A 25,412-nucleotide genomic window follows, 5' to 3' on the forward strand; every position below is an offset into this window, starting at 1 on the left:
AGTTGACCTAAAATCTCTATAAAGCCGAGACTGTACGCCCGAAACGTTCTTAACCTCACCATGAACGACGCCAACTTAGAACCCAAAGTCTATTTCGGACAGTTTGGAACCTACCAAATCACCGATCGCGATCGCTGGGAAGTCCGCATTTATCGTACCGGATTGCTCGTCGCCGCCCTCTGTTTCGCCGTCGGAACGGGGATCGTCTTCTGGCAAGATAAAATTCCCGGTGCGATCGAAGCCGTGACGCCGCTATATATCGTGTTTTGTCTGGCACTCGGCGTCAGCCTGCTGACGATTCACATCTACATGGCGGCATTACATCGTCTGTTGCAGGCGTTTTGGTTGGTGGGGTTCGCCTCGGCGATCGATCTGATTTTGCAAAGCGAACAGCCTTTCGCCCTCGCCGTGTACGACTACCCCAACAGCCTCTGGGGAATCGGATTTACCTTCGCCGCCTTAACGGGCATTTTCTTTAAAGAAGCCTTTTGTTTCGATCGCTTCGAGACGAAATTCCTCACGCCGCTGATTCCCATTTTGCTGCTGGGACATCTGACTGGATGGCTTCCGGAAGACGCCAAACCTGTTTTACTCGGAACTTGGGCAGTATTGTTTTTTATTTTCGCCGCCCGCAAAATTCCCCAATCCATCCCCTCAGACATCGGCGATAAAAGCGTATTCGAGCATTTACGCCAAATCCGTAAAAATCCGGCGTCGGAAACCTAACCTCTGAAAGTGAATGGACGAACGCGCTTACTGGGTGGCTTGGGTGCAAGTGCGAGGGGTCGGTTCGATTTTACTGCGCCGCCTCGACGATCGCTTCGGTTCCCTCGAGGCCGCTTGGCACGCCTCACCCGAGGAACTTCAAACCGTCGAAGGTTTGGGAACGCGAAAAGTCGCCGATATCGTCGAAGGGCGATCGCAACTCGATCCCGCCTCGCTGTTCGAGACACACCTCGAACGAAACCCGCAATTTTGGACGCTGCGCGATCGCGACTACCCTCACTTACTCAAAGAAATCCCCAACCCACCGCCGATTCTGTACTATCGCGGCGTTCCCGACGCTGACGAAAATCGAGGCGTCACCCCGACTGTGGCGATCGTGGGAACCCGTCACCCCACCGAATACGGCAAACGCTGGACGCGCCGCTTCAGTCGCGTCCTCAGCCAGCGAGGATTTACCATCGTGTCGGGACTCGCCGCTGGAATCGACGCCGAAGCCCACAAAGCCTGTCTCGAGGCTGGCGGACGCACGATCGCCGTATTCGGAACGGGAGTCGATGTCGTCTATCCCCACGCAAATCGATCGCTCTACCAACGAGTTTTGCAATCGGGGTTAGCCGTCAGCGAATATCCCGCCGGAACCCAACCCGATCGCAAACATTTTCCGCAACGCAACCGCATCATCGCCGGATTGAGTCGCGCGATCCTCGTCACCGAAGCCCCGCAAAAGTCCGGGGCGTTAATCACCGCCTACGTCGCCAACGACTTCTGCCGCGACGTTTACGCCGTTCCCGGTTCCCTGGACAACGCCAACTCGCGGGGATGTCTGGGGTTGCTCTCGCGGGGGGCGAACTTGGTTCTCGACGAGGGACACTTACTAGAAATGTTGGGAGAAATGCCCCAGGTGGATGTCACGCCAGCGACGCCGACGGTTTCCGAATCCGTTCCCGCCACGGTTCCCCCAGCCAAACCCAAACCCAAGTTACCGCCGAATCTCGATCGCGTGTTTGCGGCGATTTCCGGCGAACCCACCGCCCTCGATGTTATCGTCGAACAGTCTGGACTCGAGGCCGGCATCGTCTTGAGTTCCTTAGCTCAGCTAGAATTGTTGGACTTGGTGTCGAACCTACCGGGGATGCGATACCAACGGCTTTGATGGGCTTCTGATTCGATTCTTATTTGCTTCTCGTTCACTTTCCCATTTGTATGAAACTCCTCATCGGTAACGACGACGGCATTTTTGCGAAAGGCGTGCGGAGTTTGGCCAACGCTCTGGCCGAAGACGGACACGACGTCACTGTAGTTTGTCCCGATCGCGAACGATCGGCAACGGGTCACAGCCTCACGATGCACCAACCGATTCGCGCCGAACCCGTGCAAGCCATGTTTCACCCGGCGGTTAAGGCGTGGTCTTGTTCGGGGACGCCGTCGGACTGCATTAAACTCGCGTTGGGGGCGTTGTTAGACAGTTTCCCCGATTTCGTGTTAGCGGGAATCAACCACGGTGCGAATACCGGAACGGATATTCTGTATTCGGGGACGGTTTCGGCGGCGATGGAAGGCTATATCGAAGGGATTCCCAGCATCGCGTTCAGTCTCACCAGTTTTACATCTCAGGAATTCGGTTCGGCGGTGGAGTTCGCGCGATCGTTTATGGCGCAGTTGAGCGATCGCCCTCCCCAAGTGCCGATGTTGTTGAACGTGAACGTTCCGGCGGTTCCGAGCGATCGCATCGCAGGCGTCACCCTCGCCAGACAAGGGGTTCGTCGCTATACCGATGTTTTTCAAAAACGCATCGACCCTCGAGGAAAAACCTACTATTGGTTAGCCGGAGAAGTCCTAGAAGAAATCGACGACGAAAAAGGGGAAAATACACTTCCCATCGACATGGCTGCCATCGCCGACAACTACATCACCATCACGCCCCTACAAGCCAAACTCATTTGTCGAGACACCTTATCGCAGATAGAACAGTGGCAATGGCTAGAAAAACTATCTTTTTCTCGATCTCAAAAATCACTTTTCGATTAAAAAATAATTCAGAAAGTAGTTTTTGTGTTTTTTTAAACCCTTTACAAGTACGGAATTGAAGTTGTTTGAAACCCTCTGTGTCCTCTGTGTCTCTGTGGTGACTCTCCCCCAAAATTCATGCAATTAAACCCTCTCGGAAACAGCGACCTCCAAGTCTCCGAAATCTGCCTGGGAACCATGACCTACGGGCAGCAAAACACCATCGAAGACGCCCACCAACAACTCGATATGGCGATCGATCGCGGCGTCAACTTTATCGATACCGCCGAAATGTACCCCGTTCCCAGTCGTGCAGAAACCCAGGGCAGAACTAGCGAATATATCGGGGCTTGGTTAGTCAAACAACAGCGAAACAAACTCATTGTTGCGACAAAAGTTGCCGGGCCGACCTCGCGAATTCCCTGGATTCGGGGGAAAGACCGAAAACTCGATCGCCCCAACCTCGAAAAAGCGATCGACGACAGCCTCAAACGCCTCCAAACCGATTACGTCGATCTCTATCAAATTCACTGGCCCGATCGCTACGTTCCCCTCTTTGGCGCACCGTCCTTCGACCCGAAAAGCGATCGCGAAACCGTTTCCATCCTCGAGCAATTACAAGTTTTTAAAGACCTGATAGACGCGGGCAAAATCCGCTATTTAGGCTTAAGTAACGAAACCCCCTGGGGCGTCTGTCAGTTTTGCCACCTCGCCGACAGCCTGGGACTTCCCCGTGTCGTCTCCATCCAAAACGCCTATAGCCTCCTCAACCGGGAATTTGAAACCACCCTCGCCGAAACCAGTTATCGGGAAAACGTTCCCCTCCTGGCGTACAGTCCCCTCGCCTTCGGCTTCCTCACCGGAAAACACCTCGAAGGCCCCAAAGAAAACTCTCGTGTCGCCTTGTTTTCAGGGTTTGGCAACCGCTACAGCAAACCTAACGTCGAACCTGCGACTCGGGAGTACGTGGCGTTAGCGAAGAAATTCGGACTGTCGCCGACGCAACTGGCGTTAGCCTTTGTGCGTTCTCGCAGTTTCGTCGCCAGTACGATTATTGGGGCGACAAGTCTCGAACAGTTGCAGGAAAACCTCGATAGTGTCAACGTTGAATTTACGCCGGAAATGTTAGCTGAAATCGATGCAGTACATTTAAAATATCCCAATCCCGCACCGTAATGGAGCGATCGCAACTCGATCGCAATGGGTCTCTTGGTGTTGCAGTGATAGGCTTGGGTTACCGATGGCAGAACCCTCGTGATATAAGGGATACCACTCAATTTCTGTCAATTTCTGTCAAGTGGCGATCGTAATTTCCCCGGTTTTCACTATAAGTCCAAGAGACCCACTTTATCTTTTTCTAAAAAGCCCACAAATTACGTAGGAGCAATTTGGAATTTCGTCCATCGCGATCGGGCTTCAATTCGCGATCGTCATCTTGACATCCTCACCGCCCTGGAAGGACGGTGATTCCCAAACCTCGCGATTTGGGTTCCTGCTTCCTTCTCTCTCGAGTTTTTCGCAGTTGCTCTCCGGATCGAGATCCTTCAAGTCTTACACTCGCTTCACAGGCTGTAACGGTGTGTCCCACCGCCAAAATTCCAATTCAATTGGAGTTTTAGGCAAACTTACTAACTTGGGTTTCGTTAGCCAGTTTAACCATTCACGTCCATTGTACTGTAAAGCCGCCCTAGAAGGGCGGGGTTTCAAACCCAAAATTTTCGATAACTGAAACTTGTAGAAAAAGACGAATAGAGCGAATCCTGATACCGTAGGGCTTGCCCAACGATCGTTTTAAACTCTCGTTTCTTCATGAAATCGGCGATCGCCGAACGTTCAGTCGAGCCGCTGAGCGAAGTCGAAACGTCGAGCATCTCGATCGGGAAACCTTGCACTATCCCCTCGAAAAAATCCTCAAAACCTTTACCAGCCCTACATTTCAGTTTTATACAGCCAGCCCTAACTATGCATGACTCTACCCATACGGAAACGGCCAGTCATATTGCGGCGATCGCCTTCAGTCTCGATGGAAACGTCCCGATCGGCAGCGATATTTATGATGTTTAACACTTAATTGTCTTAAGTCAAGCTTGTATGTGACACTTATGTAAGTGGCATACAGATCTAAGTGTTTCTGTCGTTTTCCCAATACTTTGGCGTTATCTCAGTAATATTACGGATTTTTCAACAAGCTTCAGGGAAGTATCCGCAATTTCACTTAAGTAGTCTTAATGCCCGCACGACCCAGATAGTACAGTCTTGCATATGGGCATCTCGATTCATTCAAGCTTATTGAGTCCTAGACTCCGCTCGGACTCAACGCTTCGACTTCGCTCAGCGTTGAGAAACAAGCTCTGCTATCGAGAATAGCGAACGAGACTTCAAAGGTTTCAGCCATTGGGGTTTAAGCCAGAATCAATTTTTTGGGGTGTCCACATCATCTCGATCCCGATGCGTCTTGGTGGACGTGATGATGGCGATCGCTGAAAAGATTTAAACAAGTCTAGAGCGATCGTAGACGAAAAAATCCTGATGATTGAGTCGGTCTAACTCCAAAATCTTTCAACAATCCACTCATTCTGAATATTTTGCTGACAGAGACATCCTTGAAAGGAGTATCTTACAAAATGAGCACAATAAACATCCTCTGTGTCATTGACGCGGAATCACTCGTTAAAAAATATCCAGCCGCCGCAAAGAGTCGTCAAACTCTTAACCATACACAACTACATCCGTATGCGCGCATGATTGCAAAGCAAGATGACGTTCTTGCTAGTCAAGCCAGCGACGATTTATCCATCAAAGTTAAGCAAGGTGATACCGTCAAGTGGCGAGCCGTAAGTCTTACCGACGATCGAGAATATCAAGTGGATATCGATGGCTTTTCTAGCGTTGATACTGGGTTTCCCCCGTTTGAGTTAGGCAATACCGATACCTGGCAAACCATGATTACCCAGCTCCCTGGGAGTGGGAAAGACGCCTATTGGGTCAGTTTTAGCGTCAAAGATCCGAACGGAAAACGCTATCAATTTAATTGGGATCCGTATATTACAGTGGTCTAACCATTCGATCGGTCGCTCGAACAGTCGCTACCTGTTTATCGCTTATTGATAAGCAATTGAAATTCAGGTGCAGGGCAAACACATCTTGTTTCGATTCTCAGCAAGCCTCTCATTAGTTTCATGAACAACTGCTTATTAATAAGAGATTGAAATCCGAGAGGATTGTTGACGCTCGAGTTGAGCGAGACAATCTGGATTGGCAGGCAATTCACATCAAGGCGATTCCTTTCAAGCCAAACTTAGATATGTCTGCCCTGCGGTAGAGCCACGCTTTTTAAGAGTAGATAAGTGCTTGTGCTGTACCACTATCCACCTACGCTCTATATTCCATTTCTTGAAGTGCGTAACTCCTAAATTTTGGAGAACACACCACAGCAGACGAGTTTTAGCTATCTTGGGCAGCTTCACTGTCTAAAAAAAATCAAGGGTTTCAGCTATTGGAGTTTGAACCAGAATCAATTTGTCGAAATGCCCTTATGGGTCAGTGATTCAAGATTGATGTCCTCTTTTATGTAGGAGTTTATTTAAACAATGGTTAAATCACAAACAGTTCTTACCTTTGACGGAAATAATTTTGTAAATTTGGATAAAAAAGATCGATTTAAAATCAAAAAAAATATTACATTAGAAGCTTGGATTTATGCAATAGCTAATCAAGAATGGACTGGCATTATCTCTAACGTTTATGACTCGGGTTATACTGAAAGTGGCTATGGTATTCTTCTCGACGGTAAGAGTGGTGTCTATTTTGGCTTAACAATTCCCTCCCAAGGAATTCAGTATTTGAGTAGTGGCGTCGATACATTGAAGCTAAATGAGTGGCATCATATTGCTGGAACTTACGATGGTCAACAGATGACAGTATATGTTGATGGAGTAGCCAAAGCGAACAAAAGTATTTCTAGTTCCAGCATTAATTATAATCCCGAAAATGACTTATCGATCGGGATGTACAAAGATAATAATGAAACCTATACTTTCAAGGGTAAAATCGCTGAAGTGCGTCTGTGGGATCGAATTCGTTCCCAAGACGAGATCGAACAATCCATGAACTACCGACTTAGGGGAGATGAACCTGGACTGGTTGGCTATTGGCCCTTAAATGAAGGTTCTAGTAATATCGCCCAAGACAAAACTGCAAACGGAAATAATGGCACTATCAACGGCGCAACTTGGGAGCAATCTGAAGTACCTCTAACTAGCATAATTAATGAGGGAATTAACTTACGTCCGTGGACAGCTGAATCAGTTGACAAGCTGGTGAAATATGCAAAAGCATGGGTGTGGGCTCACCAGCCCACCATTGCTTCTTATAAACCTTCTAGTTGCTATCAATATAACTCTTATCGCAACAGAAACGATGCCAACACCATCACTCATCAAGGAACAGGACAATACACAGTAGAACTTCCTGGGTTAGGGAAAAAAAATGGAATTATCCATGTTGCTCCCTATGGCAATACCAATCATTCCTGTCAGCTCGCCTCTTGGGAAACATCTGGAACGACCAAAAAGATTAAAGTCTGTTGTTTTAAAGACGGTCATCCGTTCGATGGTCGATTTACATTGCTTTTTTATAAAGAGTCTCGTAAAAAAACAGAAAGGGATGGCGCTTATCTATGGGCAGATCGACCGACAGATGACGAATATATACCTAACAAAAAATGTCAATGGAACTCTAAAGGAGTATCCAATACAGTGCGTCACTTAAAAACGGGAGTTTATCAAATTGAAATACCTGAAATGTCACAATCTAGCGGAGTATTTTTAGCAACTGCCTGTGATTCTCCTGAGTCCCAACGCACGGCAAAAGTGAAAAATTGGAAATACGACGGTAACAATCTCATTGTTGACATCAATTGTTTTGATGCCCACGAAAACCTAGCCGATAGTCAGTTCACGTTTACTTATATGTCCGACAGCGACATTCCAATCGAAAGCGAATTTGAGTATAACGATGATGATGACACTGGCGAACTTGTAAAATCTGCAAAAGCATGGGTATGGGCTAATCAAGTCAGAGTTCCCTCCTACGTACCTCACCCGTTCGCTCAATACAACTCTTATTACAACCGCAACGATTGCAACAGAATTTTCTGTCAAGGAACAGGACAGTACCTTGTCGATCTACCTGGCTTGGCAACAAGTCGGGGAATCGTTCACGTTTCGCCCTATGGCAACAGCAACCATTCTTGTCAAGTGAACTTTTGGGGTCCGGCTGGAACGACCCAAAGAATTCAAGTCTATTGCTTTAAAAATGGTTTCTTAACCGATGGTCTATTTACTTTACTTTTTTATAAAGAATCTCGTCAAAAATCTCAAAGAGAAGGTGCTTATTTATGGGCGGATCGACCAACAGACGACTACTATACTCCCAACAAAGAACGCCAATGGAATTCCAAAGGATTCTTAAACAAAGTATGCCGCTTAGACACTGGGGTCTACCAAATCGAACTACCCGGTCTGTCGCAATTTAATGGAGTAGTTTTAGCAACTGCTTGCAGCCCCATTTCTGCAAAACGCTTAGCAAAAGTGAAAGGCTGGACACATGACGGCAGCAATCTTGTTATTGAAGTTAACTGTTTTCACCCCAACGGCCAGTTAGCTGACAGTCAGTTCACGTTTAGCTATATGTCTGATGTGCAACTGGGACAATCGGAGTCTGACGAGCAACATCATGGAGGATTCATTACCTATACCCCCTCCCAGGTCCATCAACTCAATACTCAGGGAGTTGCGAACAGTGTTCAACGCAGTTCAGCCGGAAATTATATCGCTAGATTACCCAATTTGCCTCCTACCCAAACCACTCAAGCTCTGGTAACTCCCATTGGAGAAAGTAGCAAAGAGTGCGTTATTAGATGGTGGGGTAACTATACCGACTTATACCTAAGCTGTTTAGATAATCCAGAACGATCTGTAGATTCTGCTTTTAGTTTGCTCTACCTGACAAATCATAGAATTTCAAAGTAAATTTTAAGCCAATTATCCTCTAGAATTACTCCAAGTTCAGAGATTCAAAAAATTCAATACTCATGCAAAATTTATTGATTACACTCGAACTTCAAGCCAAGAACAACTCATTAGAATATGTCAAACAGCTTCCGGGGATTAATGAGTTAGAAATCGATGAAGAATATGGTTTAGTTCTCATCAGTCCCAAGCGACAGCTCTACGTTATACGTGTATCGGGAGATATGGATGTAGAGCAGCTAATGTCGATTCAGCCAGCCGTCAAGGGAGTCTATGGAGATCCCAAAATAGAAGCGATCGATGAATCTATTGAATAAGGAGAGAAGAAAATGCGTGTATTAATCCAGATGCGTCATAACCCTGAAATTGCTGAAGCTAGCATGGGCATGAATATGGTTCCCTATTACTTGCCTATATCTTCTGAAGGGTTCTCGTTTGACGCTAACTATATGCCCGTTCAATTACCTGACAAGCAGCCTCGGGAGGCTGTTGGAGCAATGGAGGTAGGACGGTTGTACAGATTTGATACCCAACCGGAAGTTTCGACCTACCTGGTTCGGGGAGAAGTGGAAAGCGAAGACGCCCTGGCTCGGTTAATGGATGCTGTCGAACGGGATGACGACGGGGTGGGAGTGTTTGCAGATCCGCAAATCGAACCGATTATTGTTTGCGGCGGTCCTCCGGTTGGCAACGACCAGACTGTTGAAAACTTACTCAAAGTGCTGCAACTCCACGCTAAAGGCATGGATGGTTCTAACGTTATGGTGGCGATCGTCGATACCGGCATCAATCTGGCCCACCTGAAAAGCAAGGGAAAAACGCCGAAATTAGATGCCAGCAAGAGTTGGACTCCAAATCCAAGCGTTCCCCCAGGAAATGCCCGAGTCGGTCATGGAACGATGTGTGCCTTTGATGTGTGCATTGCCGCTCCAAATTGCACCCTCCTCGATTATGCTCTCCTGCAATCGACGCGATCGGGAGGGTCAAAAATGGACGGTTTCCTGAGTGATGCAATCAGGGCATTCAGCCAACTGCGCGATTTGCTTTCAGCTGCCCCAGAACCCAAACCGGCTCTGGTCGTTAATAACAGTTGGGGGATGTATCATCCATCCTGGGATTTTCCGGTGGGACATCCGGGGAATTACAGCGACAATCCTCACCATCCTTTCAACATTACCGTGGAAAGTTTGGAGGATGCTGGTGCTGACATTCTCTTTGCTGCCGGTAATTGTGGTGCAGACTGTCCCGATCCGCGATGTAAAGGAGTCACGAACAGACCCATATATGGAGCTAATTCTCATCCCAGTGTCCTTTGCATCGCTGGAATTGATATTAACAAATCCCGAGTGGGTTATTCCTCTCAAGGACCTGGGCGTCTTGATTCCAAGAAACCCGACCTTTGTGCCTATACCCACTTTTCAGGTTCGGAAGCCTTCGGGGCGGGAAGTCCCGATTCGGGAACTTCGGCCGCCTGTCCAGTTGCCGCTGGGGTCGTTGCCGCAATTCGGAGCTTCAAGTCTCCCACAGATCTCCCTCCGACTCAATTGCGGGAGTTGTTGCGCCGAACTACTGAAGATTTAGGGGCAACTGGATTCGACTACAACCACGGCTACGGTGCGATCGATGTGGCTTCTATCTTGGGGGCGTTGGATCGGCTGGATATTCAGGAACTCCCAATCGGAGGAAAGCTCTCAGGTCGCTTGAATAAGACCAACGACTCTACCCTGTTTCGTATCAGTGTGGACAAACCCATCATCCTGAAGTTGGACGGGCCGTCAGGGGTAGATTTTGATGTGTACCTGCGGCGGGAAGCAAAACCCACCCCCAGGGAATTTGACTACCGGGGCTATACCAGCTCTGCGGATGAAGAGGTTCACCTGACTGCGGTAGACCCTGGAGAATATTTGATCCTCGTTGATTCTTACCGTGGAGCGGGAGAGTTTACCCTCCAGGCAGGGGTTCTCTAGCCTCTTTTTGCAATCACATAAAACCTCGCATTGGTAAAGGACAAAAGGCATGGTATCTGCAAGTATTGTTGGAACTTGGGACGCGGCGACGGGTAGCGATTCGTCTAAACCTATTACTGAGCTGATAGGTCTTAAGACGAAGCAAATTAGCTGGGGAAAACCCTTTATCAAGGGTGATAAGCCAAGTTCCTATGTTTTTGAAGGAAAAAGCTCTGTAGAAATTCCTACGGATTCCCCCTTTGAACTAGGAGAATTCAAACATCTCAATTACAAAATAATTGATGGCAATTCTTTGGCTGCTGCTACGCTAAAAATCGAATTTCAAGGAACTGTCAAAGGAGCGTTTAATCTCAAGTTTGAACATGACGAAACACCAGATCCAGAAAAATCTATAGGAGAACCCGATGTTGTTTCTATTTCCAACCTAGAAGTTATCGAGGCTGTAGAAATTAATGGCAAAAAATACGAACTTTCTTTTGAAGGCTTTTTCGACAAAGATGGCAACACCCAACGCCAAAAGTTTGTCACCGCTGAAGAAAAGGATAATGTCGCTACATTAATGGGGAAATTAAAAATTATGACACCTGAAAAACCCGATCCCGGCAAACCCGACCCCGGCAAACCTGACCCCGAAAAACCCATACAACCGCAGCCAGGAGGCTATACCGTGCTAGTCTGTCCGCCCGCTTATCCCTACACAGGGGGCTATCCCTGTTCTCCGGGTTATCCCTATGCAGGGGGTTATCCCTATGCAGGGGGCTATCCCTGCTCTCCGGGTTATCCCTATGCAGGGGGTTATCCCTATGCAGGGGGTTATCCCTGTCCACCCGCTTATTCGTATTCGATGCCTTATTCCTATGTCTTGATGCCAGGCCCCTGTCCGCCTGAAACGGAGAAACCGAAAGGTAGCTCATGATTCATGTGGCCTTAACTGGCTAAACCGTAGTTAGGTCTAATAGCACTGTTCGATCGATATTTGCGATCGAAATTAAACTCTGAACATCTCCCATCCCTTGCTTGAATTCAGGCTTTTGGGTTTGGCAGATTGGCAATCTTGATTCTGTAGATATAAAGGAGGAAGAATATGGCAACTGCAACGACTTCTGGTACTTGGATCGGCGCTATTGGCGTCAAGGGAACTCCAGATGTTACCGATCTAACAGGACTCAATACCAATCAAATCAGTTGGGGGAAACCCTCTAAAGGAAACAACCCAACTAAAGACTTCAATCCAGATTTGAAGCAAAGTTCGTATGTTTTTGAAGGAAGCAAATCTACGAATATTCCTCTAGACGGTACAGACTTTGAACTAGGAACGTTTCACCATCTCAATTACACCATTACCGGAGATAATAACCTGGCTAAGGCCACCTTACATGTGGAGGTGACAATTGCAAAGAATCCCATTAAAGGGCAGTTCAATCTCCAATTTGAACACGACGAAACACCCAACGATCCGGACACAAATATAGGACCCGATCTCGTGGCTATCCCTAAGATAGATGTTGTGGGTACCTTAAAAATTGATGACAAAGAATATAAGGTTGTTATTCAAGGGTTCCTTAACACAGCTACCAAAGCCCGACAAACCAAGTTTACCACCAAGGAAGGAGAGGATAATGAAGCCATCATCATCGCGAAGTTAGTGGAGGTTCCTGTACCTCCGCCAAAGACCAAAAAACCCAAACCGGAAAACAAGGTATGCTACTACCTGGTGCCAGTCTGTCCGCCAGCTTACCCCTATCCGCCGGTTCAGCCGTATCCCCCGGCTTACCCCTATCCCCCGACGCCTTGCTATCCCCCGGCTTACTCCCCCTATCCCCCAGCTCAGCAGTATCCACCTCCTCATTACTGCTCGTGTCCACCGCCTGCTAAGCAGTATCCGCCTTCTTGCTACTCGTATCCCCCGGCTTACCCCTGTCCGCCTGCTTATCCGCGTTCTTGTTGTTGATTCGGATGAGTTGCCCCGATCCAATTGGGTTCATTTATAGCGAAGAAAAAGTCACTAGACCGCTCCTGAATAATGAGATGAAGTTCTGGCAAGAGCTTGGCTTCATCTCGCGATCTGGGGAGGTCTGCTAACAAGAGGTCTTGAATTATGGCTGATAAAGTGAAAGTCGATCTAGTGGTTCTCATTGACACTAGCGGGTCAATGAGCGATGAAGCACAGGCTCTAGATAAGGCAACCCAAACTGCCGCCGATCGAGTTGCTGCCAAGTGTCCCAACGATCTTAGAGTGAAGCAACTCGGAGTTGAAGGTACCTGGCCAGGTACCAAATTTGATATGAGTCTCCGGGATTATCTGACCCGGGAGGTTGGAGTTCCTGAATCAAGCCTTAAAGCTGCCAAACAGGGAGATCCAATCAAGAAGGGACTTCCTCAAGAGGATGGTGCTCCTTCTATTGAAGATATCTGTAATTTCTTTGATTGGCGGACTGATGCATTGCGAACGATTCTTTACCTGAGCGATGATGCCCTAAAAACAGGTGGAGGTAGCGTTGACGAAGAGGACAAAAAGGCTGCCACTAGCGCTATTGCCACAGCCAAGAAAAAAAATGTGACGGTCTTTACCTATCTCGGAACTGGTGGAACTCCAGAGATGGAGAAGGAATATGCTCGTGTTGCCAATGAAACTGGAGGTAAGCCGTTTACTTCTAAGAATGCGATCGGCGGCTTTGCGGATATTTTAGCTGATGTTGTTTGTGCGACTAAAGCAAAAGGAAAGGAGAATGGAACGGAGGAAACAAAGCACACTACTTGTCCTTGTTGCGTTCCCGTCTATGTCTATCCGACTCCCATGCCATGCATACCCGCACCGTGGGGCTATCCGATGCCGCCGGGATATCCCTACCCCTGTGTACCAGGAGGCTACCCGATGCCGCTGGGATATCCGCAACCGGGGATGATGGGAGGTCATCCGATGCCGCAACCGGGGATGATGGGAGGTCATCCGATGCCGCACCCGGGGATGATGGGAGGTCATCCAATGCCGCACCCGGGGATGATGGGAGGTCATCCAATACCACATCCGGGGATGATGGGAGGTCATCCGATGCCGCATCCGGGGATGATGGGAGGTCATCCAATGCCGCCGGGATATCCATCGTCCCCCTACTCAATGTAAGTCTCTTATCGAGAGCATCATCCCTATTCCGAAAACATTTTCTGGGTCGTTAGAATACGCCGAATCGAGTCTGAGAAAAGACCTCGAAAGTAAAACTCGAATTGACGGATCGGCAGGAATTTCCGAGTATTGGGTGGTCAATTTACAAAAGCGAGAATTAATCGTATTTCGAGAGTGCATCTCAAAAATGTAAGTTTATCGGATACGAGCTTTCGTACTCGATAGTGCTACGCACCGATCGACGCTTTCCGAGCGGCTGTTGGGTTCCACTCCGTTCCACCCATGGACGGCAGCGTTGCCGAAGTTCAACCTACCCTAAGCTTCGTGTTTTTACATCCATTGAGATGCACCCTGTTTCGATCGAATACCACACGAACTCAGGGTGCGATTTTTTACTTAGCGTTTCTCGAGGTAAAAATCCAGGGTAAGTTCATATAAATATGTATTAAAATTTACAGATTTTTAGTCATATCGCAACCCTAAATCAGTTGTGTAACAAAATTGAGACAAAAAGGGAATCGGAAACGGGGAATCAGATTTTTTTGGGTGTTTTAATTTTTGACGACTCATTTGGGACTGCTATAGATGTGTATTGACTCCCGATCGGGCGTAAAACTTGCTTTCCAGTGCGATCGCTGCCTTCACTTTTACCCAAAATACATGGATTTTTGTAAAGACAAAGAGCTGCTCATCTTAACAATTTAGGCTCTCATGGGAACCTAAAAATAGGTCAATTCTTTGCTAGGCAAGCAACTCATGATATAGGCGGCTTGTCAACCTTTGTTAAGATGCGCTGACCCTAGGGTATCGCGAAACCTCGAAGATGCTGACGCACAAGAAGAGGCGTTGCAGTTTCTCGCAGTTTCTCACAGAAGTCTCTGCTGTCCCCCTTCAGCAGGGCTTCGCCGTGAGCGTCAGCCGAACGGTTTGGGCGATCGCAGTCCTTCCAGGGCGGTGAGGATGTCAATCTTCCTACACTTGGAACGATCGAGTGAGCTTGTATGCTCAGTTTTCTGATAACCAGTTAGAATATTTGTCAATTCGTGCAGGAGCAGAATGTCGAAAAAATACTGATCCTGACGACGACAAGGCAATAAAGTGGAATTGATAAAGCTCAGATTGTAGATAGCAAAGTCGTCGATTTTTGAGGAATAGTTGTGAATCCAAAACGATACTGTGGGGCAGTTTTAATGGGGGGACTACTCAGTTGCATCGGATTACCCAGTCAAGCCCAAGATACCACGGCACAATTAAATCAGGCTATTTGTATTGAGGATTGGGACGGTGCGATCGCGATTCTCGATAATGTCATCTCAGATTATCCTAACAGTCAGAATACACTGGGAGAATATCGCGATCGCCTCCAACAACTCTCTACTACAGGATTGAGTGAAGAACAAAAAGCCCAATACTGTTCTTTAAACCCAGACCCATCAGATTTCCCGCTTCTCACTGCTGATGAAGAAACTCCTCTCAGCGCTCGTGTTTCAGAGTATTACCAACAACTCAAATCCGGTATGAGATACGATGACATTGCTACCCTCATCGGTCGTCCGGGAAAACTAGATTATCTATCTTCTTCCTACACTTGGATAGCTGAGAATACTTCTACGTTAAGCGCCACATTTTCAAATAACGAGTTGGAGGATTTGACCATTGGCGAATCCATAGACTGTAGAGAAAATGGCGAGTGTGACGCCATTATAGCTGCTCCGGCTGAGTTTAAGAAACTACAAGAACGCTTAGAAGTAGGAATGAACGCTCAAGCGGCTTTACAATACATTACACGGGAATTAGGAGAACCGACATGGCTAGGAGAAACGGTGATGTACGATTGGCAATTTCGAGAAGAAGGTATCTATTGCCGGATTTTTGCATATTTTGCTAACAGGGATGGACAGGTAACAACCTACGGAAAATTGTGTGTCAAGGAAACACAGGTAGAGATGTAGCCGCCGCCCAGGTAGTAAGGCAACGTGGACTTGCAGCCGTCAGGCATCCCCCCGTAGCCCCCCTTGCTAAGGGAGGTTGGGGGGATGAGGGGTTAAGCGTAGGATCCCCTTAGACCAAAGAATCTCCATGCCGCGATAGCTGGAGAGTGTCAAATCTAGGGTACAGTCCTCAAACCCGCAAAAGGTGATAAATTAGAAGCTCTATACTCTATCGGAAATTCTTCAAACCCAAGTCCCGTGGCCCGAGCGTCCTATTCACGACAACTTCTAGACAGCGTGCGAGCGTTCGTGCAACCGCCACCGCCGCGCCGCGCGTCTCGTCGAAAATCCCCAAACCACTTACGAGAATGGGGAGGTTGGGTGTTGGCTGCCGTTCTCGCCGCGACGATGCTGGTATGGAATTGGAAACTTTTCCTGGCCACGGGAATCGGAATGTCCGTGACAGTGGGGGCTTATCTGCTGTCTCAGTCTTCTTGGACAGTGCGCTGGGCCGACGTGCGCCGTTGGCTGTCCGACTTAAACCGTCCCATCACGGTGGCGGTTGTCGGTGGGGGACTGTCCACGGTTTCCACCTACATGGCCGCTGAAATTTGGGCAACGGCGGAAAATCGCTGGATGGCTGGCGGTTCGATTTTGCAAGGATTGGCGACGCTGGGTATTTTACTGCTGTTAACCTGGCAAACCCTCAGTCGCGTGTTAGGACGCGAAGGGGTCAACGTCAACGCAACCCTCGATCGCCTCAGTGAAAACGACCCCCTCAAACAACTGGTGGCGTTGCGACAACTCGAACGCTGGGTGACAGGGGGAACGGTCGATGTAGGCGAACGTCGGACGATTGGGGAGTGTTGCCGGGTGTTGCTGTCGCGACAACTCGAGCCGGTGGTTCGAGAGGCAGCCTTGGAAACCCTCAGTGCGGTGAACGCTCAAGCTGCGCCGTCGTTACCGGAAGGGGCAACCGCCGCGATCGATTTGCGTCCTTCGAGAAAGGCGGCGACGCGAAAAAGAAAAATTTCGTTGTAAGGTGCGGCGATAAGCTGCACGCCGAGGGGTAAACCCGTCGGACGGCGGACGGGAACGTTGAGGACGGGCAGTCCGGCGAATGAAATCGGCTGGGTAAACAGTCCCAGATGAGGGCGCACGAGGATGTCTCGACCGTCGAGAACCATCGTTTTCTGTCCCAAATGCGGCGCAACGCAAGGCGTCGAAGGTGCTAGGAGAACATCGACGTGTTGGAACAGCTCGCGCAGGCGATCGCGATACCAGGTTCGGAACCGTTGCGCTTGCAGATACCAGTTCGCGGGGATTAACGCTCCAGCCAGGAAGCGATCGCGCGTTGCGGGATCGAACTCGTCGGCCTGCGATCGCAAGTCGTCTAAATGGAGGTTGCTGCCTTCGCTGGCGGTGATGAGATAGGCTGCTGCCCTCGCGCGAGCTGCTTCGGGAATCGATACCACCTCAGTCGCGTTTAGGGCGTTAGCGATAGCTAAGACGGCGTCTAACGCCTCTGTTTTCGCATTTTTAGAAAAATAGTCCCCCAAAACGGCGATGCGAATACCGTCGATTTCGGGCTGGAGAAGCGGCGAGACGGGAGCGATCGCCCGTGTCGTACACAGGGCATCGCGCGGATCGGCACCTTGCAGAACATCGAAGGCCGCCGCCAGATCTCGCGTCGATCGCCCAAACGGACCGATACAGTCCAAGCTTCCCGAAAACAGAACCGTTCCCGCCCGCGACAGTCGCCCGTAAGTCGGTTTCAAGCCGAACGCGCCACACAAGGCCGCCGGAACGCGAATCGAACCGTTCGTATCCGAGCCGAGAGTCAGAGGAACCAACCCCCCAGCCACCGCCGCCGCCGAACCGCCAGACGATCCCCCCGCGATGCGCGTTAAGTCGTGGGGATTGCGCGTCGCTCCGTAGTGGTGGTTTTCCGTGACGAAGCCGTAGGCAAACTCGTCCATGTTGAGGGTTCCCAGCAAGATCGCCCCGGCTCGTTGTAGGCGCGTAATGGCGGTGGCGTTAACAGAGGCAGGGGGACGGCTGGCGTACAGTTTCGACCCGGCCAGGGTGGTGAGACCTTCGACATCGAAGAGGTTTTTGACGGCGAAGGGAACCCCCGTCAGAGAGCCGAGACGTTCGCCGTTTGCCCGTTGGCGATCGATCTCGTTCGCTTGCTGCAAAGCGCGATCGCCCAACACCGTCGTAAAACAATTCAGTGACGAATCGGCGCGATCGATGCGATCGAGGGCGGCGCGAACCGCCTCTGTCGCCGATACCGTTCCCTGTTTTACCGCTTCGGCGGTGGCGATCGCGTCGGCGGTATCGAGATCGAAACTCATGGCTCGAATTTAGGCGATATTTCAATGTCTTCAGGCAGGGGAAACGCCATCACCGCTTGCGCCACCTGTTGCAACGTCTCGAAATTTTCAACGACACCGGGCATCTGTTCCTCTGAAATCGATAAATCGAGGAGTTTCGCCGTAATTTCGACAACCGCTTTGGAGTCTGTCGGTGTTTGATTCATTCTGACGCATCCATCACGATCTCGAATTCCAACCCATCGCGATCGCGGAAATTGTAGGTAAAGTGGTCGGTGACGTTCGTATCGCTCAGTTCCAGGTTATAAAATTCCATCGCCTCGGCCTCGAAATAGGGACCGGCGTGCCAAGTTCCCGCCTCGAGTTTAATAAAACAGTTTCCCGGTACGAGAAACGCCGCCAAGCGATCGCGATCGGGGCGATCGTCCGCACTCGGCGGTGCCACCGCGATCGCCCAGGATTTGCCCCCCAACGACCCCAAACATTGCGTACAGCGAACGTGGCGGGTAATGCGATCGAAGCGAAGCCCGCGATCGCGCAACCGCATAATATAAAACCGAGGCGTTCCCCGAGCCAGATCCAGTCGAGCGTCCGTCTCGTCGAACGGCTTCCCGTCCTCACTAGCAAAAATTGCCTGACCGTAGGGACGAAAATTTTCCGGCGTCAGCGGCTGAGCCGTTAACGGTTGCAGTGTCGTCGTCTGACTCATCTTACATCTAGCTCCCGAACCATTGCGATCGCTGCGATCGAATTTCGACCTTAACACGACCGAGTCTCCCGAAAAGACTTCTCCCGAGCGTTCCCAGAGTCTGATAAACTTCCCCCTGGTAACGGATAACGGACGACTGGTCGCATTAAAGGTGGTAGTCTTTAAGATGGCATATTTTAACAGTCTGTAATACTGCCACCCCCTTCTTGACAGACGAATCACATATACAAGCATGGTCACCACGGCAGAAAAAACCAATACTGGCTACATTACTCAAATCATCGGCCCCGTTGTGGACGCCAAGTTCCCGAGCGGTCAATTGCCGGAGATTTACAACGCCCTGAAAATCGAAGGTACCAACGAAGCAGGTAAAGAGATTTCTTTGACCTGCGAAGTTCAGCAACTTCTGGGCGACCACCAAGTTCGCGCCGTTGCGATGAGTTCCACGGACGGCTTAGTGCGCGGCATGGAAGTCGTCGATACCGGAGCTGCCATTAGCGTTCCCGTCGGGAAAGCCACCTTGGGCCGCATCTTCAACGTCCTCGGCGAACCCGTCGACCGAAAAGGTGACGTTCCCACCCAAGAAACCTCTCCCATCCACCGCGAAGCCCCCAAACTCACCGAACTGGAGACCAAACCCTCCATTCAAGAAACGGGGATTAAAGTGGTCGACCTGCTGGCTCCCTACCGTCGCGGCGGAAAAGTGGGTCTGTTCGGCGGTGCTGGCGTGGGTAAAACCGTCATCATCATGGAACTGATCAACAACATCGCCAAAGCTCACGGTGGCGTGTCCGTGTTCGGCGGTGTGGGCGAACGCACCCGTGAAGGAAACGACCTTTATAACGAAATGATGGAGTCTGGGGTTATCGACGAAGAAAACCTAGAAAACTCCAAAGTCGCCCTCGTCTACGGTCAGATGAACGAACCCCCCGGTGCGCGGATGCGTGTCGGTCTGTCGGCTCTGACGATGGCTGAATACTTCCGCGACGTGTCCAAACAGGACGTGTTGCTGTTTATCGATAACATCTTCCGCTTCGTACAAGCCGGTTCCGAGGTGTCGGCACTGCTGGGTCGGATGCCTTCTGCGGTGGGATACCAGCCCACCCTGGGGACGGAAATGGGCGAACTGCAAGAGCGCATTACCTCCACCACTGAAGGATCGATTACCTCGATTCAAGCAGTTTACGTCCCGGCGGACGACTTGACCGACCCCGCTCCGGCCACGACCTTCGCTCACTTAGACGCGACCACCGTGTTGTCTCGTGCGCTGGCGTCCAAAGGGATTTACCCGGCGGTCGATCCCCTCAACTCCACCTCGACGATGCTGCAACCGGAAATCGTCGGCGACGAACACTACGGCACCGCTCGCGCCGTTCAAGCAACGCTGCAACGGTACAAAGAACTGCAAGACATCATCGCCATTTTGGGTCTCGACGAACTGTCTGAAGACGACCGTTTGACGGTGGCTCGCGCTCGTAAGATCGAGCGTTTCCTGTCTCAGCCGTTCTTCGTGGCGGAAGTGTTCACGGGATCGCCGGGTCAGTACGTGAAGCTCGAAGACACCATCAAAGGCTTCCAAATGATTCTCAACGGCGAACTCGACGACCTGCCCGAACAAGCGTTCTACCTGGTCGGCGATATCAGCCAAGCGAAAGCCAAAGCTGACAAACTCAAAGCAGAAGCGCAGTAGGTTGCGCGGATGGCTTCTCCTCGCTCCTCTTCCACTTAACGGAAGAGGGGTTGAGGTCGAAAGCGACTGCTTTGTCACGGTTAACGATTTACCACGCCAAAAAAATTGCCGAACATAAATTTATGACTTTACAAGTTCGCGTTATCGCACCGGATAAAACGGTTTGGGATGCGGAAGCCGAAGAAGTGATTTTACCGAGTACGACCGGACAGCTCGGTATTCTCAGCGGTCACGCTCCGTTGTTGAGCGCCCTCGATACGGGCGTGATGCGCGTGCGCCCCGGTAAAGAGTGGGTGCCGATCGCGCTGATGGGTGGATTCGCTGAAGTCGAAAGCGATTTGGTCACGATCCTCGTCAACGGTGCCGAACGGGGCGACAGTATCGATCGCCAAACGGCTCAGGAAAACTACGATAAAGCCCTCCAACGCGTTGAAGCGTCGGTCTCGGCGGCTCGCGTCGAACAAATTCAAGCCAAACAAGCCCTAAAACGCGCTCGGGCGTTGTTGCAAGCCGCAGGTGGCACGGTTTAAGCACTGTGCGATCGAGCAATTCGCGATCGCACGGCGATCGCCAAAAAAGGGGAGTGTCGAAACCTCCCCTTTTTGAGTTGAGGTCGCAAGGGCCTCTCGGGATTCTGTCGCGATCTTGAAAACGCGGTAGAACTTGAGAAGAGTGGAACAAACCGATCGATCGCAACTCTCGAACCTACCTCATGAAGACGCTTTTTCGCAAACCGAAACGCCAACGGCCGCGCCCTCGAAAAACCCGTATTCTCGTCAGTCGGATTGGAAAATACCGCCTCATCGAAACGGGAATTCCCGGCTTCGATTGGAGCGATTTGTATCACTGGCTGTTGAGTTTGTCGTGGTGGGGCTTTTTAGGACTGGTGGCTGCCACCTATCTGGTGGTCAACCTGCTGTTTGCTACGGCTTACGTCCTCTTGGACGGCAACGGTATCGCCAACGCCGAACCGGGGTCGTTTTCCGATGCCTTTTTCTTCAGCGTGCAGACGATGGCCACCATCGGCTACGGGGCAATGTACCCGCAAAGTCTCGTGACTCATTTACTGGTGGCGATCGAGGTGTTGGTGGGATTGTTGGGCGTGGCGATGGCGACGGGGTTGATGTTCGCCCGCTTTACGCTACCGAGCGCGCGCGTGCTGTTCAGTCAAGTGGCGGTCGTCTGTCCCTATCGGGGAATTCCGACGCTGATGTTTCGCGCGGCTAACCGACGGGGGAATTTTATCGTCGAATCTCAGTTTCGCGTCAGCGTGTTGCTTCCGGAAACGACAGAGGAAGGCCACGCTATGCGGCGGTTACACGATTTGAATTTGGTGCGATCGGAAACGCCCTTTTTCTCGTTGTCGATGACGCTGATGCACCCGATCGACGAATCGAGTCCGCTGTTTGGTAAGTCGCCGTCGTTTTTAGCCGAACTCGACACGCAAGTTGTCGTGATGATGACCGGATTAGACGAAACTCTCTCCCAAACCATTCACGCCAGTAAGTTCTACACTGCCGACGATTTGCGCTGGAATGCCCGTTTCGTCGATATTATTTCGATTTTGCCTAACGGCGATCGCTATGTCGATTACGACCATTTTCACGCGGTCGAACCGATGGCGATCGATAGTGAACTGACGGTTGAAAATCGGTAAGGCTGTCTCGAGAGCCAAAAACAGAAGCATCTCCGACTACCCGTTACCCTGTAAGATAAATTTGCTCAAGGTAAATACGATCGAGATTATATGGACGCGGCCGAACTGATACATCGCTACGCCGCAGGCGAACGAGATTTTAGTGGTGTCGATATCCGACGCATTCGTTTGAGTCGAGCTGACCTGTATCAAATCTGTCTCAAGGACGCGATCCTGTCTGGGGCATCGCTAACTGATGCGGACTTGCGCGGGGCAGATTTGACTCGTGCCGATCTGGCCAACGTCAACATGAACGGGGCGTCTCTGGTGGGAGCGTCTTTGTACGGCGCGGATTTGACCGGGGTAGAAATGCGCTACGTGGATTTGTACCGCGTCGATTGTCGCAACGCCATCCTGACCGGAGCGGATTTGTTCGAGGCGGATTTGCGAGAAACGAATTTGGAAAACGCGGATTTGTGCGAGACGATCTTACGAAAAGCCAATTTACGTCAGGCGAAACTCGATGGCGTCAAACTTCACGATGCGGATTTGCGCGATGCGGATTTGCGGGGCGCGAGCTGGCAAGGGGTGGAGTTGGTTCGCGCTTGTTTTGAGGGGGCGAACCTCAGTTATACGAATTTGCCCGAAGTCTCGCTCAACGAGGCAAACTTGCGTAAGGCTAATTTGAATTCTTCGATTTTGAGTCAAGCCTCGTTAAGTGAAGCCGATCTCAGTGGAGCGTCTTTGAAAGGGACTAAACTAGATGGAGCGAATCTGTTCGGTGCGAATTTGAGCGGTGTCGATCTCACTCAAGCCGATCTAAAAATGGCTGATTTGACTGGGGCAGATTTGAGTTACGCCAATTTGACCGGGGCAGATTTGTGGGGCGCTCATCTGACAGCGGCCAATTTGCACGGGGCGATCGTTCCCGACGGAACGCGGCATAATTAGCCGGGAAGAGGGAGAGGGGGAGAGCCGAGGAGACAAGGAGACAAGGAAGACAAGGGAGACATGACGGTAACTTCGACGGATTTGGAAACGCAACTGAGCGAACTTCAGCAACAAGCCACGGCAGAAATTGCGGCGGCGGACAGTCTCGAGGCTCTCGAGAGTTTTCGGGTGGGCTATCTCGGGAAGAAAGGGCAACTCTCGAAAATTCTCGGCGGGATGGGTAAGCTCGACGCCAGCGATCGCCCGCGAATCGGTAAGCTGGCTAACGAGGTCAAGACTGCGCTGCAAACAGCGTTGGAAACGAAACGCGACGATCTGCAAGCGGCTGCAATTCGAGCGCAGTTGGAGGCTGAAACCCTCGACGTGACGATGCCAGGTGTGGTGCGTCCCCAGGGTCGCCGCCATCCTCTCAACAGCACGATCGATCGCATCCTCGATATTTTTGTTGGGTTGGGCTATACCGTCGCCACGGGACCGGAAATCGAAACGGATTATTACAACTTCGAGGCGCTCAACACCCCCGCCGATCACCCGGCGCGAGATATGCAGGATACGTTCTATCTTCCGGGCGATCGCTTGTTACGTACTCATACGTCGTCGGTGCAAATTCGCTATATGGAACAGCACGAACCGCCGATGCGCGTTGTCGCCCCCGGACGGGTCTACCGCCGCGATACAGTGGATTCGACTCACTCGGCGGTGTTCCATCAAATCGAACTGCTGGCGATCGATAAGGGGATTACGTTTACGGATTTGAAGGGAACGGTGCGGGAGTTCGTTCGCCAAATTTTCGGCGATGTGGAAATTCGCTTCCGTCCGAGTTATTTTCCGTTCACCGAACCTAGTGCGGAAGTAGATGTGAAGTGGAAGGGGAGCTGGTTGGAGGTTCTCGGCTGCGGAACCGTCGATCCCAACGTGTTGAAGGCGGTGGGGTACGATCCCGAGGTGTATACGGGATTTGCGGCCGGTCTCGGCGTGGAGCGATTCGCGATGGTATTGCACCAAATGGACGATATTCGTCGCCTCTATGGGAGCGATCTGCGCTTTTTACGACAGTTTTAACTACAGCTACCTTCGCCGACCAGATTGTCGGGACGGTGGGGGTAACGCTCTGTCAAAGACCGCCCAAAAAATTCGAGCCAATTGTGAAGATTTTCGCCTGAGAATTCCGTACAAAGACGGTTGTTTTTGGGAAAAATTGAGGCTAATACAGCGCGATCGCTCTTAAAATACGGTAGCGATCGCGTTTTTTTATCTCGATCGCCAGATTTTCCGTAAAAATACGGCTGTAGATTTGCCGTTGTCGGTCGCTCGCTCGACCGTTAGGTTAGAGACAGATTACACAATCGTTTCATGCGAGCGTCAACCCCTCATGCCTGCCATCTCTTTCGACACATCTACCCCGTACGATGTCTTTATCGCAGCCTGGAACACCGGCTCGATCGGTCTAGACGAGTTGAACGACGCCCTCAAAAAGATTTCGAGTACTGAAGATCGGGTCGTTGCGTCTCGCTTGTTTTACGCCATCCGTCGCGGTTGGTTGCACCTCCACACCGGCCAGTCTTCCCCATCAGCGACGGTTTATCACGGTGTCGTTCCCTATGGCGATCGCGTTTCCAAAACTTGCCGTTTAAGCTGAAAAGGCACTCCCCCCGATCTCGCATCGCTGACTCTCGAACCCAGTATATACGTGAGTCGATTTATCGATGGGTCGGCGATCGCTTCTCAATACAATTTATAAAAATATATCAAGCTTTATGAGAATCAACCGATCTATCGGATCTTCTGGATATACGGTGATTCTCTCTTTCTCAATAAGGTGATAATCGGGGTTCGAGCGATCGAATCTCGATCTTTTGTAGTTCAAGCTACATTTGTCATTACAAGCCCGGAAGACCCATCTATTCTATTGTGTCCGATGAATTTACATTTTTGAGATGCACCCCTGCGAACACAAAAGTTCGGGAATACTACGGAACACGACCCAGTAGTAAGGTGTGGTGTGTCCGTAAAACCCCCGAGAATTACCCTCTAAAATTTACTGAAGTTGACTTCTGAAATTTTACGAATTCTCATGTCATATATTGATGCGTTAGTATCGTTGTAGATTGATTAATATTTAGGGCTTGCTGGAAAAGCAAGTGCATCTCACCTTTGTAAAAACATGAGTCTGGAGTCAGTTAAATTTCAGCTTCGCTTAACTCAACCGCAGCTAAGTCGAGAACTATAGCCTGCATCTGAACAAAATTACATTTTGGCTTTCAATTGGAATACTACTTTGATTATTTTTTATGCCTAAAATA

Annotated in this window: 22 protein-coding genes; 19 read left to right on the forward strand and 3 right to left on the reverse strand. The window is 50.3% G+C overall.

Annotation, left to right across the window (positions count from 1 at the left end):
• Positions 1-60: 60 nt before the first annotated feature.
• The 13 genes from GEI7105_RS0124545 (at position 61) to GEI7105_RS0124615 (ending at position 16,828) form a co-directional block, all read left to right on the forward strand.
• Positions 61-726: a DUF2301 domain-containing membrane protein gene (locus GEI7105_RS0124545; RefSeq protein ID WP_017663047.1), complete on the forward strand. Its 666-nt coding sequence runs from the start codon at positions 61-63 to the stop codon at positions 724-726.
• Between the two features lie 13 nt (positions 727-739).
• Entirely contained in the window at positions 740-1,879 is a 1,140-nt protein-coding gene (gene dprA, locus GEI7105_RS0124550) for a DNA-processing protein DprA (protein ID WP_017663048.1), read from the forward strand.
• A 50-nt stretch (positions 1,880-1,929) separates the two neighbouring features.
• Complete coding sequence (gene surE / locus GEI7105_RS0124555) at positions 1,930-2,754, forward strand: 5'/3'-nucleotidase SurE (RefSeq protein ID WP_017663049.1); 825 nt, start codon at positions 1,930-1,932, stop codon at positions 2,752-2,754.
• 117 nt (positions 2,755-2,871) lie between these two features.
• Positions 2,872-3,909, forward strand: a complete 1,038-nt coding sequence (locus GEI7105_RS0124560) for an NADP(H)-dependent aldo-keto reductase (RefSeq protein WP_017663050.1) — start codon at positions 2,872-2,874, stop codon at positions 3,907-3,909.
• 1,448 nt (positions 3,910-5,357) lie between these two features.
• Positions 5,358-5,792 (forward strand): AidA/PixA family protein, encoded by a 435-nt coding sequence (locus tag GEI7105_RS0124570; RefSeq protein ID WP_144054035.1) that lies wholly within the window; start codon positions 5,358-5,360, stop codon positions 5,790-5,792.
• A 531-nt stretch (positions 5,793-6,323) separates the two neighbouring features.
• Positions 6,324-8,765 carry a LamG domain-containing protein gene (locus tag GEI7105_RS0124575; RefSeq protein WP_017663053.1) on the forward strand — a complete coding sequence of 814 codons (2,442 nt, stop codon included), beginning with the start codon at positions 6,324-6,326 and terminating at the stop codon, positions 8,763-8,765.
• A gap of 62 nt (positions 8,766-8,827) precedes the next feature.
• A complete protein-coding gene (locus tag GEI7105_RS0124580) occupies positions 8,828-9,082 on the forward strand; it encodes a hypothetical protein (protein ID WP_017663054.1) in 255 nt (84 codons plus the stop codon).
• A 12-nt stretch (positions 9,083-9,094) separates the two neighbouring features.
• The gene (locus tag GEI7105_RS0124585) at positions 9,095-10,732 is read left to right on the forward strand and encodes a S8 family peptidase (protein WP_017663055.1); all 1,638 of its coding nucleotides are present in this window, start codon (positions 9,095-9,097) and stop codon (positions 10,730-10,732) included.
• A 49-nt stretch (positions 10,733-10,781) separates the two neighbouring features.
• Positions 10,782-11,648, forward strand: a complete 867-nt coding sequence (locus GEI7105_RS0124590) for a choice-of-anchor K domain-containing protein (RefSeq protein ID WP_017663056.1) — start codon at positions 10,782-10,784, stop codon at positions 11,646-11,648.
• 168 nt (positions 11,649-11,816) lie between these two features.
• Positions 11,817-12,683, forward strand: coding sequence for a choice-of-anchor K domain-containing protein (locus GEI7105_RS32345; protein ID WP_017663057.1), 867 nt, complete (start codon positions 11,817-11,819; stop codon positions 12,681-12,683).
• Positions 12,684-12,830: 147 nt separating this feature from the next.
• Positions 12,831-13,856, forward strand: a complete 1,026-nt coding sequence (locus tag GEI7105_RS33930; protein WP_017663058.1) for a vWA domain-containing protein — start codon at positions 12,831-12,833, stop codon at positions 13,854-13,856.
• A 1,157-nt stretch (positions 13,857-15,013) separates the two neighbouring features.
• Positions 15,014-15,808, forward strand: a complete 795-nt coding sequence (locus GEI7105_RS0124610) for a hypothetical protein (RefSeq protein ID WP_026097938.1) — start codon at positions 15,014-15,016, stop codon at positions 15,806-15,808.
• Between the two features lie 237 nt (positions 15,809-16,045).
• Complete coding sequence (locus GEI7105_RS0124615; protein ID WP_017663061.1) at positions 16,046-16,828, forward strand: hypothetical protein; 783 nt, start codon at positions 16,046-16,048, stop codon at positions 16,826-16,828.
• Here the strand turns inward: GEI7105_RS0124615 and GEI7105_RS0124620 are convergent.
• The 3 genes from GEI7105_RS0124620 to GEI7105_RS0124630 are packed head-to-tail and all read right to left on the reverse strand — an operon-like array spanning position 16,732 to position 18,889.
• Positions 16,732-18,144, reverse strand: coding sequence for an AtzE family amidohydrolase (locus tag GEI7105_RS0124620; RefSeq protein ID WP_017663062.1), 1,413 nt, complete (start codon positions 18,142-18,144; stop codon positions 16,732-16,734). The genes GEI7105_RS0124615 and GEI7105_RS0124620 overlap by 97 nt on opposite strands.
• Positions 18,141-18,329, reverse strand: coding sequence for a DUF4089 domain-containing protein (locus GEI7105_RS0124625; RefSeq protein WP_017663063.1), 189 nt, complete (start codon positions 18,327-18,329; stop codon positions 18,141-18,143). Before GEI7105_RS0124625 ends, GEI7105_RS0124620 begins: the two co-directional genes overlap by 4 nt.
• On the reverse strand, positions 18,326-18,889 hold the full coding sequence (locus GEI7105_RS0124630) for an ureidoglycolate lyase (protein WP_342662862.1): 564 nt from the start codon (positions 18,887-18,889) through the stop codon (positions 18,326-18,328). Before GEI7105_RS0124630 ends, GEI7105_RS0124625 begins: the two co-directional genes overlap by 4 nt.
• A 175-nt stretch (positions 18,890-19,064) precedes the next feature.
• Here GEI7105_RS0124630 and atpD point away from each other — a divergent pair, with 175 nt between their 5' ends.
• The 6 genes from atpD to GEI7105_RS0124660 all read left to right on the forward strand — a co-directional run bounded on the left by atpD (position 19,065) and on the right by GEI7105_RS0124660 (position 24,748).
• Positions 19,065-20,522: a F0F1 ATP synthase subunit beta gene (gene atpD, locus GEI7105_RS0124635; RefSeq protein ID WP_017663065.1), complete on the forward strand. Its 1,458-nt coding sequence runs from the start codon at positions 19,065-19,067 to the stop codon at positions 20,520-20,522.
• A 122-nt stretch (positions 20,523-20,644) separates the two neighbouring features.
• Positions 20,645-21,052, forward strand: a complete 408-nt coding sequence (atpC, locus tag GEI7105_RS0124640) for an ATP synthase F1 subunit epsilon (RefSeq protein WP_026097940.1) — start codon at positions 20,645-20,647, stop codon at positions 21,050-21,052.
• Between the two features lie 182 nt (positions 21,053-21,234).
• Positions 21,235-22,179, forward strand: a complete 945-nt coding sequence (locus tag GEI7105_RS32355) for an ion channel (protein ID WP_017663067.1) — start codon at positions 21,235-21,237, stop codon at positions 22,177-22,179.
• A 90-nt stretch (positions 22,180-22,269) separates the two neighbouring features.
• Entirely contained in the window at positions 22,270-23,109 is an 840-nt protein-coding gene (locus tag GEI7105_RS0124650; RefSeq protein WP_017663068.1) for a pentapeptide repeat-containing protein, read from the forward strand.
• 60 nt (positions 23,110-23,169) lie between these two features.
• A complete protein-coding gene (gene pheS, locus GEI7105_RS0124655) occupies positions 23,170-24,171 on the forward strand; it encodes a phenylalanine--tRNA ligase subunit alpha (RefSeq protein ID WP_017663069.1) in 1,002 nt (333 codons plus the stop codon).
• Between the two features lie 310 nt (positions 24,172-24,481).
• Positions 24,482-24,748: a hypothetical protein gene (locus GEI7105_RS0124660; protein ID WP_017663070.1), complete on the forward strand. Its 267-nt coding sequence runs from the start codon at positions 24,482-24,484 to the stop codon at positions 24,746-24,748.
• Positions 24,749-25,412 lie beyond the last annotated feature (664 nt).

Origin of the sequence: Baaleninema simplex PCC 7105, from assembly GCF_000332355.1 — a bacterium.
Lineage (GTDB): Bacteria > Cyanobacteriota > Cyanobacteriia > Cyanobacteriales > Geitlerinemataceae > Baaleninema > Baaleninema simplex.

Coding starts and splice junctions, on each gene's coding strand:
- GEI7105_RS0124620 (WP_017663062.1), bottom strand. CDS start 18,144: ATGAGTTTCGATCTCGATACCGCCGACGCGATCGCCACCGCCGAAGCG.
- GEI7105_RS0124545 (WP_017663047.1), top strand. CDS start 61: ATGAACGACGCCAACTTAGAACCCAAAGTCTATTTCGGACAGTTTGGA.
- GEI7105_RS0124660 (WP_017663070.1), top strand. CDS start 24,482: ATGCCTGCCATCTCTTTCGACACATCTACCCCGTACGATGTCTTTATC.
- GEI7105_RS0124570 (WP_144054035.1), top strand. CDS start 5,358: ATGAGCACAATAAACATCCTCTGTGTCATTGACGCGGAATCACTCGTT.
- GEI7105_RS0124560 (WP_017663050.1), top strand. CDS start 2,872: ATGCAATTAAACCCTCTCGGAAACAGCGACCTCCAAGTCTCCGAAATC.
- GEI7105_RS0124575 (WP_017663053.1), top strand. CDS start 6,324: ATGGTTAAATCACAAACAGTTCTTACCTTTGACGGAAATAATTTTGTA.
- atpC (WP_026097940.1), top strand. CDS start 20,645: ATGACTTTACAAGTTCGCGTTATCGCACCGGATAAAACGGTTTGGGAT.
- pheS (WP_017663069.1), top strand. CDS start 23,170: ATGACGGTAACTTCGACGGATTTGGAAACGCAACTGAGCGAACTTCAG.
- GEI7105_RS0124580 (WP_017663054.1), top strand. CDS start 8,828: ATGCAAAATTTATTGATTACACTCGAACTTCAAGCCAAGAACAACTCA.
- GEI7105_RS32345 (WP_017663057.1), top strand. CDS start 11,817: ATGGCAACTGCAACGACTTCTGGTACTTGGATCGGCGCTATTGGCGTC.
- GEI7105_RS0124650 (WP_017663068.1), top strand. CDS start 22,270: ATGGACGCGGCCGAACTGATACATCGCTACGCCGCAGGCGAACGAGAT.
- GEI7105_RS32355 (WP_017663067.1), top strand. CDS start 21,235: ATGAAGACGCTTTTTCGCAAACCGAAACGCCAACGGCCGCGCCCTCGA.
- GEI7105_RS0124590 (WP_017663056.1), top strand. CDS start 10,782: ATGGTATCTGCAAGTATTGTTGGAACTTGGGACGCGGCGACGGGTAGC.
- GEI7105_RS33930 (WP_017663058.1), top strand. CDS start 12,831: ATGGCTGATAAAGTGAAAGTCGATCTAGTGGTTCTCATTGACACTAGC.
- atpD (WP_017663065.1), top strand. CDS start 19,065: ATGGTCACCACGGCAGAAAAAACCAATACTGGCTACATTACTCAAATC.
- surE (WP_017663049.1), top strand. CDS start 1,930: ATGAAACTCCTCATCGGTAACGACGACGGCATTTTTGCGAAAGGCGTG.
- GEI7105_RS0124585 (WP_017663055.1), top strand. CDS start 9,095: ATGCGTGTATTAATCCAGATGCGTCATAACCCTGAAATTGCTGAAGCT.
- dprA (WP_017663048.1), top strand. CDS start 740: ATGGACGAACGCGCTTACTGGGTGGCTTGGGTGCAAGTGCGAGGGGTC.
- GEI7105_RS0124625 (WP_017663063.1), bottom strand. CDS start 18,329: ATGAATCAAACACCGACAGACTCCAAAGCGGTTGTCGAAATTACGGCG.